The 14,503-nt window shown below is 58.8% G+C and carries 13 protein-coding genes and 1 pseudogene; 11 read left to right on the top strand and 3 right to left on the bottom strand.

What is annotated here, in order from left to right:
* The first annotated feature begins 45 nt into the window (after window positions 1-45).
* The 6 genes and pseudogenes from M5B42_RS25185 to M5B42_RS25160 all read left to right on the top strand — a co-directional run.
* Window positions 46-516 (top strand): arsenate reductase ArsC, encoded by a 471-nt coding sequence (locus M5B42_RS25185; RefSeq protein WP_248747339.1) that lies wholly within the window; start codon window positions 46-48, stop codon window positions 514-516.
* Window positions 516-1,250, top strand: coding sequence for an arsenical resistance protein ArsH (arsH, locus tag M5B42_RS25180; RefSeq protein ID WP_248747338.1), 735 nt, complete (start codon window positions 516-518; stop codon window positions 1,248-1,250). The genes M5B42_RS25185 and arsH overlap by 1 nt, the downstream gene beginning before the upstream one ends.
* 294 nt (window positions 1,251-1,544) lie before the next feature.
* On the top strand, window positions 1,545-2,147 hold the full coding sequence (locus M5B42_RS25175; protein WP_152741937.1) for a TetR/AcrR family transcriptional regulator: 603 nt from the start codon (window positions 1,545-1,547) through the stop codon (window positions 2,145-2,147).
* 406 nt (window positions 2,148-2,553) lie between these two features.
* Window positions 2,554-3,243 carry a type 1 glutamine amidotransferase domain-containing protein gene (locus tag M5B42_RS25170; RefSeq protein WP_248747336.1) on the top strand — a complete coding sequence of 230 codons (690 nt, stop codon included), beginning with the start codon at window positions 2,554-2,556 and terminating at the stop codon, window positions 3,241-3,243.
* Between the two features lie 131 nt (window positions 3,244-3,374).
* Complete coding sequence (locus M5B42_RS25165; RefSeq protein ID WP_152741939.1) at window positions 3,375-4,067, top strand: phytanoyl-CoA dioxygenase family protein; 693 nt, start codon at window positions 3,375-3,377, stop codon at window positions 4,065-4,067.
* A 151-nt stretch (window positions 4,068-4,218) separates the two neighbouring features.
* A pseudogene (locus tag M5B42_RS25160) lies at window positions 4,219-5,064 on the top strand (AMP-binding protein); the annotation flags it as partial.
* Between the two features lie 86 nt (window positions 5,065-5,150).
* Here M5B42_RS25160 and M5B42_RS25155 read toward each other — a convergent pair.
* A complete protein-coding gene (locus tag M5B42_RS25155) occupies window positions 5,151-6,062 on the bottom strand; it encodes a LysR family transcriptional regulator (protein ID WP_248747335.1) in 912 nt (303 codons plus the stop codon).
* Between the two features lie 606 nt (window positions 6,063-6,668).
* On the opposite strand from M5B42_RS25155, the gene M5B42_RS25150 reads away from it, so the two are divergent.
* The 5 genes from M5B42_RS25150 to M5B42_RS25130 all read left to right on the top strand — a co-directional run bounded on the left by M5B42_RS25150 (window position 6,669) and on the right by M5B42_RS25130 (window position 10,572).
* A complete protein-coding gene (locus M5B42_RS25150; protein WP_100941712.1) occupies window positions 6,669-6,857 on the top strand; it encodes a DUF1843 domain-containing protein in 189 nt (62 codons plus the stop codon).
* Between the two features lie 33 nt (window positions 6,858-6,890).
* The gene (locus M5B42_RS25145; RefSeq protein WP_248747334.1) at window positions 6,891-7,523 is read left to right on the top strand and encodes a DUF1842 domain-containing protein; all 633 of its coding nucleotides are present in this window, start codon (window positions 6,891-6,893) and stop codon (window positions 7,521-7,523) included.
* A 52-nt stretch (window positions 7,524-7,575) separates the two neighbouring features.
* Window positions 7,576-8,157, top strand: a complete 582-nt coding sequence (locus M5B42_RS25140) for a DUF1842 domain-containing protein (RefSeq protein ID WP_103496829.1) — start codon at window positions 7,576-7,578, stop codon at window positions 8,155-8,157.
* Window positions 8,158-8,302: 145 nt separating this feature from the next.
* Window positions 8,303-9,766 (top strand): GDL motif peptide-associated radical SAM/SPASM maturase, encoded by a 1,464-nt coding sequence (locus M5B42_RS25135; protein ID WP_103496830.1) that lies wholly within the window; start codon window positions 8,303-8,305, stop codon window positions 9,764-9,766.
* Between the two features lie 134 nt (window positions 9,767-9,900).
* On the top strand, window positions 9,901-10,572 hold the full coding sequence (locus M5B42_RS25130; protein ID WP_152741942.1) for a class I SAM-dependent methyltransferase: 672 nt from the start codon (window positions 9,901-9,903) through the stop codon (window positions 10,570-10,572).
* A gap of 14 nt (window positions 10,573-10,586) precedes the next feature.
* On the opposite strand, the gene M5B42_RS25125 is transcribed toward M5B42_RS25130, so the two are convergent.
* Both M5B42_RS25125 and M5B42_RS25120 read right to left on the bottom strand, forming a co-directional pair.
* Entirely contained in the window at window positions 10,587-13,088 is a 2,502-nt protein-coding gene (locus tag M5B42_RS25125; protein ID WP_248747333.1) for a sialidase family protein, read from the bottom strand.
* Window positions 13,089-13,181: 93 nt separating this feature from the next.
* On the bottom strand, window positions 13,182-14,258 hold the full coding sequence (locus tag M5B42_RS25120) for a nucleoside hydrolase (RefSeq protein WP_248747332.1): 1,077 nt from the start codon (window positions 14,256-14,258) through the stop codon (window positions 13,182-13,184).
* Between the last annotated feature and the right edge of the window lie 245 nt (window positions 14,259-14,503).

Below are 14,503 nucleotides of genomic sequence, written 5' to 3'. Positions count from 1 at the left end.
ATACCCCAGGCCCTGCGGTTGAGCATCCAAGCCCAGGAGCAAATGATGAAAGTTCTGTTCATGTGTACCGCCAATAGCTGCCGCAGCGTGCTCAGCGAAGGCCTGTTCAACCTGATGACGCCTGAAGGGATGACGGCCGTCAGTTCCGGAAGCTTCCCCAGCGGGCGCTTGAACCCTCGCGCGGTGAGCACCTTGCAAGGGCTTGGCGTGGACACTTCGGGACTTTATAGCAAGGGCTCGGAAAGCTTTGCCGACAATCCGCCGGACCTGGTGATCACCGTGTGCGACAAGGCCGGCGGCGAGCCCTGCCCGGTGTACTTCGGCCCCGCCATCAAGAGCCACTGGGGCTTGGCTGATCCGTCTGACGTCAGCGGCACGGATGAAGAGGTCCAGGCCGCATTTGACGCGACGGTTGCGCACATCCGCCAGCGATTCGCCGCCTTTTTCTCTCTCGATTTCAAAGCGCTCAACCCTACGGAGTTGAAGCAGGCGCTGGACCGGATTGGTGAGCTCTGATGAACGACTTTACCCAGGAAACCCCCAGCGACGTGTCGAACCTGGACCTGACACTGTTCGATGTACCGACCGATGAGAAGCTCGCCCAGTACCGCCCGCCCGCGCACAAGCCACGCATTCTTTTGCTCTATGGATCGACTCGCGAACGCTCCTTCAGTCGGTTGCTGACGGAGGAAGCGGCACACATCCTGACGCTGATGGGCGCCGAGACGGTCATCTTCGATCCGTCCGGCCTGCCCCTGCCCGATGATGCGCTCGTGGACCATCCCAAGGTGCGGGAACTGCGCGATCGGGTGATGTGGTCCGAGGGCCAGGTCTGGTGTTCGCCTGAACGCCATGGCTCGATGTCCGCAGTGTTCAAGGCGCAGATCGACTGGATTCCCCTGGCGCTGGGAGCGGTGCGGCCCTCGCAAGGCAAGACCTTGGCGGTGATGCAGGTGTGCGGCGGCTCGCAGTCGTTCAACACGGTCAATCAGCTTCGCGTGCTGGGCCGCTGGATGCGCATGGTCACGATTCCCAACCAGTCCTCCGTGCCCAAGGCGTTCCTGGAGTTCGATGAGGCCGGGCGCATGAAGCCGTCGCCCTACTACGACCGCGTTGTCGACGTGATGGAGGAGTTGATGAAGTTCACCCTGCTGCTGCGCGGCCGGGAGGAATACCTGGTGGACCGCTACTCCGAGCGCAAGGAAAGCGCCGAAACACTCTCCGCGCGCGTCAACCAGCGCTCCATCTAGGAGGACTGGCCACACGCCTCGGCGAGCATAAGATCGCCTTGGGCCTACACATTGACCGGCCACCCTTGACCTCGGTGGTGGTCGGCATCCGGTCCGAGCATGTGACCTCGCGCGGCCGTTGCGAGCCTCTGCATGTGTTTGACAAGAGCAGTGGTCTGCGGATCAGTTGATGCGATTGGCCTCTTGCTGGCGCTTGTTGATCTATTGACCTGGAAATCCAACACCCGCCGCATGACGGGGTTAAAACAAGAACCCCTAGTAGACCGATCGACTAGGAACCACTACCATCGCCCCATGAACACTCCAAAGACTCGCGAAACATCTGATGTCCGCCAAGGAATCCTTGATGTAGGCCAACGAATCATGGCCGCCAAAGGGTATACCGCCGTGGGCCTGAACGAGATCCTGGCCACCGCCGGTGTGCCGAAAGGATCTTTCTATCACTACTTCGGCTCGAAAGACGCGTTTGGCGAGGCCGTGCTGGAAGACTATTTCGAGTCCTACCTCGACGATATCGATCAGACGCTCGCCCAGCCCAACCAGACGATGGCCCAGCGGTTGCTGAACTACTTTCACATCTGGCAGGCCACCCAGTCCTTTCAGAATTGCCAGGGCAAGTGCCTGGCGGTGAAGTTGGGCGTGGAAGTTGCCGACCTTTCCGAAACCATGCGCGCCGTGCTCCAGCGAGGCACGGCGGGCATTATCGATCGCCTCACAAATGCGATTGAGATCGGTGTGGCCGAAGGCTCTCTGACCATCACCGGTAATCCTCGCAACGTTGCGCAGAGCCTCTATCAATTGTGGGTCGGCGCCAGCGTCATGGTGAAGATTACGAAAAGTGTCCAGCCCTTCGAGACGGCGATAGCCACGACCCGCCAGATTCTCAACCTGCCCTGAATCATGGCATGAGTGGTGTATCGCCCATCGTGGTGCTGCACTGCTCGCGTTACTCTCCCCCTGCAGCCTCCCCCCCCCCAACGTCAATCCACTGTCCTTTCGCGACACCTCATCGCGTAGAAAAAACCCATGAGAAGCGTTGCGCAAAAAGACCTGAAAAAATACTAGACGACTGGTCTAATGGAAGATACTGTAGCCACACATTCACCCCACCCGACAAAAAGGAATACAGCGTAAAGTGCCATCAAGCCACGTAGCGATGCTGTTCTATCCACAGCACGTCGCGGAGCTGATCATCAAGGCTGCCCAATAATTTTTCTTCGCCCAGCCCATAGACGACCAGTCTAATTAAAACGCTCGATTTGTCGTGATCCCACGGCCTCAAACTGAAAACAGGACGCTCAAAATGAAAATTCTCATGGTACTGACCTCCCACGACACCCTGGGCAACACTGGCCGTAAAACCGGCTTCTGGTTGGAAGAACTGGCAGCGCCCTACTACGCCTTCCTCGCCGCCAATGCAGATATCGTCCTGGCCTCGCCCAAAGGTGGCCAGCCGCCGCTCGATCCGAAGAGCAACGAGCCATCGTTCCAGACCGACCTGACCCGCCGCTTCGAGAGCGATGCCGTGGCGACCGCCCTGCTCGCCAACACCGTGCGACTGGACAGCGTCTCCCAGGGTGATTTCGACGCGGTGTTCTACCCAGGTGGCCATGGCCCATTGTGGGACCTGGCTGAAGATCCAAAATCGATCCATCTGATCGAGGCGTTCCTGGCTGCCGGCAAGCCTGCTGCCCTGGTGTGCCACGCTCCGGGCGTGCTGCGCCACGTGAAAAAGCCTGACGGTACGCCACTGGTTGCAGGTAAAAAAGTCACCGGTTTCACCAATACCGAGGAAGAAGCTGTAGGCCTGACCGACGTAGTGCCCTTCCTGGTTGAAGACATGCTGGTCGCCAACGGTGGCCTGTACTCCAAGGGCGATGACTGGTCCTCCCACGTCGTCAGTGACGGTCTGCTGATCACCGGCCAGAACCCGGGCTCGTCCACCGAAGCCGCCCAGGTCCTGATCGCCAAGCTGAACCCGCTCAGCGTCTGAGCCCGCCCTTGACGGGAGACGCGCAAACGTCTCCCGCCGGTGTGGTCACCACCGTGGAAGCCCCGTATGCTGCAAAAACGCCATGGGCCGGTTCTGCAGGAGGCGTGGGTGGCAAGGGACTTGAGGACACTATGACTGACCGCGAGCAACTCCATCGAGAGGGCTATGTACTGCTGCGCCGAGCGATCCCGGCCGAGTGGCTGGATGAGCTTCGCACCGTATTCGATGCAGGCGTGAAACCGTCGGATCAATGGCCAGTACCGCGGGGCATGGATTGTCGCCACTCGTTGTTGGACGATGATTCCAGGGTTCAGGCGGTGTGCCGTCTGCCGGAGTTGCTGGCGGTGGTGGGTGAGTTGATCGGAGAACGATTCTTCCTCTCCCAGGTGGAGGGTCGCGAGCCCCTGGCCGGTCGCGGCCATCAACAGCTGCACCGCGACTTGTCGGCCCAACGGCCTGGCGACATGGTCGGCGCCCTGGCTTATTTTGACGACTATGGCCCCGGGAACGGCGCAACACGGATCGTCCCCGGCAGCCATCGCCCCGGGCAGGAAGAACCACCCTTGAACTTCAATGACGAGTCCCGGTCCGTGCAGCTTTCAGGCTCCGCGGGAGACATCCTGGTCTTTGATGTCGATCTGGTGCATGCGGGCAGTCTGAACGTCATCGGTGCACGCCGTCGCTCCATCCTGATCAGCTATTTCTCGGAACCCCTATACGCGTCGCACCTGGAAACAGTGGGGCTGCGAAATATTCGGATGGACACGAGCGATCGGTTCGACCCCGCGGACTTTGCCTTGAAGGGCGATTCAAACAACGCTTGAGATGCCTGAAGTTATTTCTCATGGACGCAAATCCACACCTGACGGACTATGCCGCTCCATGCGGTGAAGACTCGTAGTGCTCGCTCTAAACAGGGCAGTTGGCGTCGACGACTGACCAGGAAATCCGCGATCAGCCACGCAGGAGCCGAGCATGAATATCGCCAACTGGCTGGACGACGCCGGCCTTCGTTACCCAGAGCGTCCGGCCTTGTTCGAGGGACGACGGCAAGTCGCCAACTACGGCGTCTTTGTCGACCTGGTCCGGCACCGTGCCGGGTATCTGATCGACGAGCACGGCATTGCCCCCGGCGATCGGGTCGCGCTGTTCATGATGAACTGTTGCGAATACCTCGAACTGCTCTATGCCATCTGGTGGGCCGGCGCGGTGGCGGTGCCGATCGACTGCAAGCTGCACCCCGTCGAGGCTGGCTGGATCGTGCGCAATGCCCGGGCCCGGCTGATTTTGACCGATGGCGGCCAGGTGTTCGCGCCCGGGGCCCTGCCCCAGGCGTGTCGAGAGCTGGATCGAGAGGACATGGGCGCACTCACCTCAATCACTTCGCCGCCGGACACGCCCTGCCCGCGTCAGGCCGATGACCTCGCCTGGCTGTTCTACACCTGTGGCCCCACCGATCGCTTCAAGGCGGTGATGCTCAGCCACGGTAACTTGACGGCCATGTCACAGGGCTGTTCACCCGATGTCGATCCGATCGACGCCGATGAGGCCGTGGTCTATGCAGCGCCGATGTCTCACTGTGCCGGGCTCTATAACCTGATCCATGTACGCCGGGCCGCTCGCCATGTCGTCCCGGAGTCTCGCGGCTTCAAGGTCGACGAACTGTTCGAACTGGCGAGCGGGTTCGGCAATATCGCGTTGTTCGTGGCCCCCGCCATGTTCACCTGCATGGTCGAACAGGCCCGCCGCCTAGGCTACGATGGCGGGGAAATCAAGACCATCATCTACGGCGATGCGCCCATCTACCCGACAGAACTGCGTAACGTACTGCTCAAGAACAGCTACGGCGAACTCCTCAAGACGGAGCTGCGCCTGTGGTTGAACACCAGTGCCAACGACACCGCCGATCACTGAAGCACATTTTCGATACCGGGCTTCGAACGGCTGCGTACAGGGTGCGCGACTCGCTCATGCAGGCCCAACGCGACCACATCGTTCAGTGCCTGGCTCGACAACTCCGGGTTATTGACCACCAATCGCACTTCGAGGAAATCCTCGAAACCAGGAAAGATGCTCAAGCCGTGACGCAGGGCCGCCTCGCGGGACACCATGCCGAGGCCGTCCATCTGCGTGATCAACGAAAGGGTCAGGATTTCGCTGCCGGAGTAGATCATCCGCTGGGCGGATTCATAGCGCCCCAGGCCGGCATCGAGAAAGCGCGAGAAACTGTGGGAATACGGACAATCATCCGCCGGACGAACCAGAAACTTATTACCCAGCAGCACCAACGGATCGCGCTCATCACCACAGTGGGCGCCCACCACCCGGATATGCACATCCGGCAGCACAATACTCGGCAATCCGAGCTTTTGCGGGCCGATCAACACGGCCAGGTCGAAGCCTTCGTTCTTGAGCTTGCTGAGGTTTTCCATCGACTCGGCGTAGCTGAATTCCAACTGATGGTCAGGGAACACCTCGATCAGGCGCCCGATCATTCTCCGATTGAAGTCCTCCGACAGCGTGGTATTGAGCGCCACCTTCAGGGTGCGTTGCCCAGGCGCCTTCAGCGCGGTGACTTTCTCTTCCATCTGTCGCGTGGCGACCAACACCTTGTCCATGTAGGGCGTGAGTTCCGTGCCCTGGGGGGTCAGGGTCAAGCCCTTGTTGGAGCGCCGAAACAGGCGAAAACCAAACTGCTCTTCGACCTTGTTCAACTGCGCGGCCAACGCCTGCACCGTCAAACTGGACTGCTCCGCGGCCGCCGACAACGAGCCGGTCTGCACGATGCGCATCAGGTTGCGTAAGATTCTACTGTCCATGGGCTGATGCCCTCTAAGGTGAGCTGGCGATTGTCGTGTACCTTGCGGTCTATAGGGCGCCATTTGATACAACGGCTCACAGCGCACGCTTCCTGAAAATGAACCGACATGACCGTTCGGCGCTTTTTTTGGCACGATCGGAAATTCATATCTAGGGTTACGTAACTGGCGAAATGCCAGTCTGCGAGTATCGGAAAACCTGCTGTTACCGACAGCTAATACCCAAGAAAATCAGGGATGGTTTGTGCTTGCGATCATCTATTCGCTCGCCCTGAGTGACGAGTTGATCCCTGCGTTTCGTTGTTTTCTCTCAAGGATAGAAAGATGACCAACGTACTATCGATTCGCACGTTTTTTTCACATCCCCTCCTGGCCGCCGATCATCACAATCCGGTCATCAAGACGCCCCCGAACATTACACAGTCAGCGTGGGCAACTCAACGGCGCGATTGAATCGTCGCCCACCACCGGTGCCTTCGCTAACGCGCAATTGCAAGCGGCCATTGTCGACGGGCAAAACATCGCCCCGAAACGGGGTCAGCGTGCATAAGGGTGCCCTCCTTCCCGGAAGGAGGGTTTGGCAACACCACGGAAGGATCCATCGTTATGAATCGTTCAACGCCCCACGCTTTACCTCCTTACGGGACCGCCATCCAAGGCGCGATCGAGGAGGGCAATCTGCAGCAGATGAAAGCGTTGCTGAAGCAACGTGACTCAACGACGCCGCACTCGAAAGACCTGCAAACCGCGTATGAAAAGCTGGCCAAGGAAGTTTCCCGTTTAGAGAAGCTTTAGGGCCTTTCTCTCAATGCAATGGAGGCAATAACTATGTCTGGTTCTACTCAGCAACTTGTCGGCTTGTTCCCACTCAGTTATCGAATTGGCACCTCGGCCCCCGGGGCACAAAGCCTGACGCTCAATCTGCTGGTCTTTACACCCGAGCAGAGTATCAGTGGTACTGCCATCGTCACCCAGGCGATCAACCCGCCGCTCGATCTACAGTCGGATGTCTGGGGTGAATACACCTACATGACGGTCATGTCACCGGCCGTCAGCAAAATCCTGATTACCGCTCAAGGCAACCACGGCGGCCCCACTGCGAACACTGCCGTGAACTTCAAGTTGCACCTGGTGGTGGGCAGTGACTGGAAAGAAGGCGTGGCCAGCTACCAGTACCTGAATGGCCAGAGCTGGGTCAGCGTCAACAACGTCCCCGCCCACCTCAATGAACCGGTGCAATCCCGCTTCTTTCCACCCATGGGCCCTGGCCCGGTCATTCTGCCCTACCCACCGATTATGCCCCTGTACGCCGCGCCGATTCAGAGCGCCATTGCCAGCGGCGACCTGGCCCAGATGAAACACCTGGCCGGCCTCGCCAAACAGCAACTGGAGCAACAACCCCAGTTGCAGAGCGCACTGGAAGCCGCGAAGGGCGAAATCAGCAGGCTGGAGCGGCGCTGACTGGCGGCGCGATCAGACTGAACTGTCCGCATACAAACAAGGGAGTTGCACCATGTCGATTGGACTTTTTCATACTCGCCTCATCACCCATACCCCACTGCTGGGTGCGCCGGTACTTACCCTCGATCTGCTGGTCGATACCGCTCGCAAGACCGTCACCGGAATTGCCAGTGTGTTCGCCAGTACCTACCCAACGGTTAATTTCCGCGCCAAGGTCTGGGGCAATTACTCCGAGGCCAAACTGACAGCCTCGGTGGAGAACCACATTGTCCTCACCCTGGAGGGTGGCCCAAGCAGACCGCCCAGCCAGATCGCCGAGACGTTTCATCTCAAGGGGATCCTCGGCGCGGATTGGGCCAGCGGGTTTGTCGACTATAACTACTTCGAGCATGGCCAAGAGCATTACGTCAGGCACGCCGCTGTCAGCCAGGCCCCCGTCGAGCAGCACGAGCCTGGGAGGCATCCCGTATTGCCGCTCTACGCCGTGGCGGTGCAGCAGGCACAAGCCAGTGGCGATCTGGCGCAACTGAAATCCGTTGTGCACCTGGGAGAGCAGCAACTGGCGCATCACGGTGTGCTGCAAAGCGCCCTCGAGCAATTGAACGCGGAAATCGCGCGCCTGGAAGCACGCTAGTCCGCTTTGCCCGGGCGAGGCCGATTCTGGTCTCTCCCGGGTCTTTCCAACCAGAGGCAAATCCAACCGCGCCATCGACGCTAGGGAAGGCGCGAACACTTCGATGGACTCGTATCGCGCCGTGCCCGCGCGCAAGGATTTCCCCATGTCAGACAACCGCCCTGCCCGTTATCTCAGTGAGACCGACCTCAAACGCTACGTACCGGTTCATGTGGTCTGGGAAATCACCCTGGCCTGCGACCTCAAATGCCTGCACTGCGGCTCACGCGCGGGCCATCGACGTCCCGATGAACTGAACACCCGCGAATGCCTGGAGGTGATCGACTCACTGGCGGCTCTCGGTACCCGAGAGATCACCCTGATCGGTGGCGAAGCCTATTTGCGCAAGGACTGGACGCAGCTGATCCGGGCGATCCACGATCACGGCATGTACTGCGCCATACAAACAGGCGGACGTAACCTGACGCCCGCCAAGATGCAGGCCGCGGTCGACGCCGGCCTCAATGGCGTCGGCGTTTCGCTCGATGGTCTTGCCCCGCTGCATGACGCGGTACGCAATGTCCCGGGCTCCTTCGACAAGGCCGTGGACACCTTGCGCCGCGCCAAACAATCCGGGCTCGCCGTGAGCGTCAACACGCAGATCGGCGCGGCCACCTTGCCTGATTTGCCGGCGCTCATGGACACCATTATCGAGCTGGGCGCAACTCACTGGCAGATCCAGCTCACGGTCGCCATGGGCAATGCCGTCGATCACCCGGAGCTACTGCTACAACCCAGCCAGTTGCTTGAGGTGATGCCGTTGCTGGCGCGGCTTTACCGGGAGGGGGTCGATCGCGGCCTGCTGATGAACGTGGGCAACAACATTGGCTACTACGGCCCTTACGAACATCTCTGGCGCGGCTTTGGTGACGAGCGCGTGCATTGGAGTGGCTGCGCCGCCGGCCAAACGGTTCTGGCACTTGAGGCCGATGGCACGGTGAAAGGCTGCCCTTCCCTGGCCACCGTCGGCTTTTCCGGCGGGAACGTGCGCAATATGAATCTGCACGACATCTGGCATTACAGCGAAGGCATGCACTTCGGGCGCCTGCGCGGCGTCGAGGACCTGTGGGGTTATTGCCGCAGCTGTTACTACAACGATGTATGCCGCGGTGGCTGCACCTGGACCTCACACTCCTTGCTGGGCAAGCCAGGCAACAACCCTTACTGCCATTACCGTGCGCTGGATCTGGAAAAACAAGGGCTGCGAGAACGAATCGTGAAAATCGAGGACGCCCCGCAGGCCTCCTTCGCGGTCGGGCGTTTCGACCTGATCACCGAGCGTATCGACACCGGTGAAAAAGTCAGCAGCGTCAGCGATAGCGGTCAGGTGATCAAACTGGCCTGGGCCAATCAAGGGCAGAAATCGCCGGATGAAGGGCGCATTCCCGTGCAACTGGCCCTGTGCCGTGGCTGTTTGCAATACATCTATCCCCACGAGTCGACCTGCCCGCACTGCCAAGCGGATGTGGCTGCCGCAGAAGCGGAACACCAGGCCAACCGCACCAGACAACAGGCCATCATGAACACCCTGACGGGTCTCCTGGGGATTGCGCCCAGCACCTTGATGTAGCTATTGCGCGAGGGATGTTGATTGAGGACGGTTGAGCGGCTTTGAACGGATGCAGGCAAAGCATCATCGACGAGGCCCGTTCCACCTGTACTTGTCCTATCCTTCCAGCCAACGCCCCTACTCCGGACACCGAAATGCCCGCCCCCGAATCCGCCCTCCTGCAAAGCTGGCATCACAACGCCCAATCCTGGATTGAAGCGGTTCGCGGCGGCGCCATCGAAAGCCGCCGCCAGGTCACCGACCAGGCCATCCTGCTGGCGGTGCTGGGCCGCCAGCCCGAGCGTGTGCTCGACCTGGGTTGTGGCGAGGGCTGGCTGTTGCGGGCACTGGCGACACGGGGCATCAACGCGGTTGGTGTGGACGGCGATGCGACGCTGGTTGAGGCCGCGCGGGCGGCGGGCTCTTCGCCAGTGCATTTGGCCAGCTACGAAGCGTTGGTGGAGGCGAAGGTGGATGTCGGCCGAGACTACGACCTGATCTGCGCCAACTTCGCCCTGCTGCACCAGGACATCATCCCTCTGCTCGCCGCCATGAACGCCCTGCTCGCCCCTGGCGGCGCGCTGGTGATCCAGACCCTCCATCCGTGGACTGCGGCGGCGGGCGACTATCAGGATGGTTGGCGGAACGAGACCTTCGATGGGTTCAAGGGGCAGTGGCAAGCCATGCCCTGGTATTTCCGAACCCTGTCCAGTTGGCTCAATGCACTGGACATGGCCGGTTTTCGGTTGAGTACTTTGCAGGAGCCGCAGCACCCACAGAGTGCTGCGCCTCAGTCATTGCTGTTGGTGGCCGAGAAGCGGGAGTGAGCCACACCGGCTTCCTACTTGCCCGTCTCCTCAACCGCGCCTTTGTTCTGAAAGCCGAAAGAGTATTTCAGAGCCCGTGCATGCTGGGTGCGAGTATCCGGCAAACCTATGGTCTCCGGATTCGCAAAGCCGGTAGGGCTGGAGGGGTCCATGAAGTTAGCGCGATTGATCGCATCAAACAGAAAACTGAAACCTTGTTTCAGTGTGCTCTGGGCGATGCCATGACAACCCATGCAGCCGCCCATGGTCTGGCTTCCAGTGCTGTGATCAAAATCCGGCACCTTGATGTTCTTCACCGTGCGCATATTGGTCAGGGTGTTGTCCTCCGGAACGGGGAATACGTTGCTTCCGCGAAAGAGTTGAATCCCCGGCTGGCTGCTTTCGACCAGGATATTGGCCAGGTAATAATCCGGGTCGGTTTCAGTGCTCGACGGAATGGCCTGCACCCCTTTAAGCCGGTAGTGCTTCCAGACCGAATTGTTGAACGCACTGCTGCCGTCCATTAGTTGCTTGACCTGGTTGTTGACCGCCGTGACTTCGGAATAGATGGTTTGCGGTTGCACGACACGAATCGGCCCGGCCTGCCCCTTGGGGATCCCGTTGCTGCCGGAGTAGATGGGCGGAGTATGGGCCGAGTCCGCAACATCGCCCCTGGGCAGGGTCACCGTATGGGTGGTGTTGCCGTCAGAGAAGGTAGCAACCGGCGGTGAACCGTTATCCGGCGAGTAGGCAACCTTGTCGTAGTTGGCGATATAGTAAAGCCCGGTCGGCGACTTGTCGGGCAAGGTCATCGCATCCTCATGCTCGAACGTGGCGAAAATGAAGGTCGGGTAGTTGGCCGTCTTATGGATGATATGCAAGGCGACCAGGGCATAGTCTTCGTTGTACGCCACCGGTGCCTTATCGGTGCCGTGATAGGTCACCACCGTCGCCGTATGGTAGCGCGCACGCTGCGCCACCGGAATATCCGCCAGCTTGCGCCATGCCGCCTTGACCTCCACCGCGCCGTCGGGCAGGACGATATGATCCGGGTACATGCTCAGGCCTTGCGCATACGTGTAAATGACGGGATTGGCCTTGGCCTCGAACAGGATCTGGCTGTCGTTCGAAGGGGCATAGTGACTCCCGTTCATTGCTGGTCGTGGTGGGTTGACCGGGAAAAATATCGCGTTTTGCCCTATTTGAGTCGCCTCATCCAGATTGTTGTAATGAGCAAAACTCGCGCCTGGGGCCAAAGGCACACCGTTGGGGAAACTGACATAGCGGTATTGCGGGCTGGAAGCGAACGGCCGCGTAGGGCCGCCTACGCCTTTTTTTTCCCCTCCCGGAGGAAACAACTCGGTGCGGTGGGCGAAGGTTTGCCACAACAAGGGACTGGGAGATTGTGGCAGCTTGCCCGAATCGGCAAAGCTGCTGGAGGGATTGCCAATGCCGCGGTTAGCGGGCAACGGCGTGTTGGCGGCATTGTTCAGTGCGATAAAGCTGCGCCAGGCGAAAGTTGCATAATCGGTATGGCTAAGGCCCGTGGCCAGATCCGCGGGCAGTTGCGGATTGTTCATGGTCAAATCGTTTGCAGTGATGGCATAGGAAACGCCCAATCCCGATGGATAGGCCGAATTCCCAGGGAAGCGTTTGGAGAAATACGCATTCCAATGCAGCCCGTCGTTTGAATAAAACGTACTGGAACTGCTGCTGATAAACACGCGCTCGCCGATCATCGTTGCACTGTTCAGGAAGCCCCTGGGCCCCTGGCCGTTTATCCCCGTCAGCGCTTGCTTCGCCCCCCACTGGCCGGCCCGGTCGTAAGTGCGGGCGAACATGGCGCCATTTTCAAAAGCGTAATAAGCCCACAATTGACCGTTATAGACGACGGGCACCATCGTTAGAATTTTGTCGGCGCTTTCCTGGAAGGCCAGATTTTCCCGGCTCCACGCAACACCGTCATTCGAGGTGACATAATAAACAGCGTTACCTGAGTTTTCGCTATACAAGACAAAGAGCTGTCCGTTATACACAATCGGTTTGTTATTGATGGCCGTATGGAGCGTACTGATAGGCTTGGCCGTGGACCAGCCGGTGCCGTTTTCGGAGCTGACGGTCTTCAAGCGGCCCTGGGGATCGGTAAAGGTCAGTACCAATTTTTGATTGAACACGCTCACCGAGACATTACTAAAAATACTATCCACACTGATAGTTTGTGTGGCAGACCAGTTTTTCCCTTCCGCCGAAGTGGCATAATTTATATGCTTTTGGTCATTGTTGTTGGCCCAGAACATATAAACCTTACCCTTGAACGACTGCACCGAGGGTATATAAAACGCTTGCGGCCTGAAGGGCACCGTGCTCGTCGAAGAAGGCGTGCCACTTGAAGCCTCTGGATGATCAAAGACATCGACCGTGATCCCCACACCTTGTTGCGGTGTGGCGATGATCACACTCTCCGCATAAACCGACGAGACCGCCAGCACGCCACCCAGGCACAGCAACAGTCGACCCAGCATTGCTTTGACGTTCATATATTCGCTCCTTTGAATAGCGGCTACTACAGGGCGCGGAGGCGCCCTGATCGGCGTAGCTGTTCCCTGGCTGCCGGCCCTTGCCTTGCAACGCTACTTATCGGCCACGGCCTCTGCTGCTTTGGCCATGTTTTCGGCGGTGGCTTCGGTCGAGTTGCCTGCGATGGTGTACAGATAAAGTGTGGTGACGAACCCGGGGGCGGCCGAAAGGGCCACATCGACTGGGGCACCCGCGTTATCCGGCACCAACTTCCCGGTCATATCCTGCTCTTCGTTCAGCTCCTGCTCCACCCGCAGGTGATAGCGGGTAAATTGAAGAAACTGAGGGTCGGTTATCGCGGTGGCCGCCAAGGGATCCCAGAAATACAGATATTTGCCGATACCCGGCGCGATGGTCGAGCTTTGCAGCACGTGGGTAAGGAACTGAGCCACCGGGTTGGAAATCCGGGAGAGCTGGCTCACGAAATTCTGGGTAATAGGGATAAAGTTACTGGCGTTCAGCGCAACCAATTGCACAGGGATACCGCCATCAAAGACATATTGGGCACCCAGCGGATCCAGGAAGATATTCCATTCGGCAACTTCGTTGGTGTAATAAGGCGCGTCGCCCAAAGCGTCAATAATATTACCGCCCGCACCCGGCTGGACGTATTCCGGCAACAAATTCCCGCCCATCATCACGATGCGGTCTACTTTACTGAGCAACAAGCGTTGCAACGCACTGTCGGTTTTAGCGTGCTGGAACAAATGCCCCCAGGTCGTACCACCGCCGATCATTAACACGGTAAATTTATGATCGGCCTTTTCCAAGGTTTCCCTTAAGAAAGCGAGCGCATCAGCTCGCGTGGGATTGGGGTTTTTCCGTGGAAACAGGGCGTCGTAATGGTGATCCGCCGCCTGGCGTGTTTCAAAGGGAAAGGTATTGCTGTACACCATGGGGCGCTGAAGACCCGCCGCAACGGGGATACGTTCTATCTCAGGGTCATTAAACAAAGTGAGGAAATTGCTGACATTTTCAACACCGTGACTCAAGTGAACAGCGCCCACCCCCGTCACAGTAATACCTTCGACTTTTATCCCATGATGCTTGAGCAAATACGACATGGCCATGTAATCGTCGAAATCGACATCGGTATCGATGAGTACATGCGTAAGCGGTTGAACAGACATAAGGTTAGCCTCCTGGCTAATGAAGAGTTTACATCCGATGTCAGGTATTACCGAACGATCCAGCTTGTGTAGGCACAGGTTTAACAGTAGCGATTTGCAGCGTAGGCGGCCATTTGATATCTGTCTAGTGACCTGAGCCGTTAATCCAGCGGTCCATTGATCACACTATAGGATGTGTCCAACGCGATGGATTCAGCACGTGCATGCCTCCCGATGTTCCCCTGGCTGCCATCTAAAAGAATGGC

The sequence above is a fragment of the Pseudomonas sp. MWU12-2037 genome (assembly GCF_023242345.1).
In the GTDB taxonomy this organism is placed as follows: domain Bacteria; phylum Pseudomonadota; class Gammaproteobacteria; order Pseudomonadales; family Pseudomonadaceae; genus Aquipseudomonas; species Aquipseudomonas gingeri_D.
The sequence above is the reverse complement of the archived record's forward strand: the minus strand, read 5'-3'. Positions and strand labels throughout refer to the sequence as shown.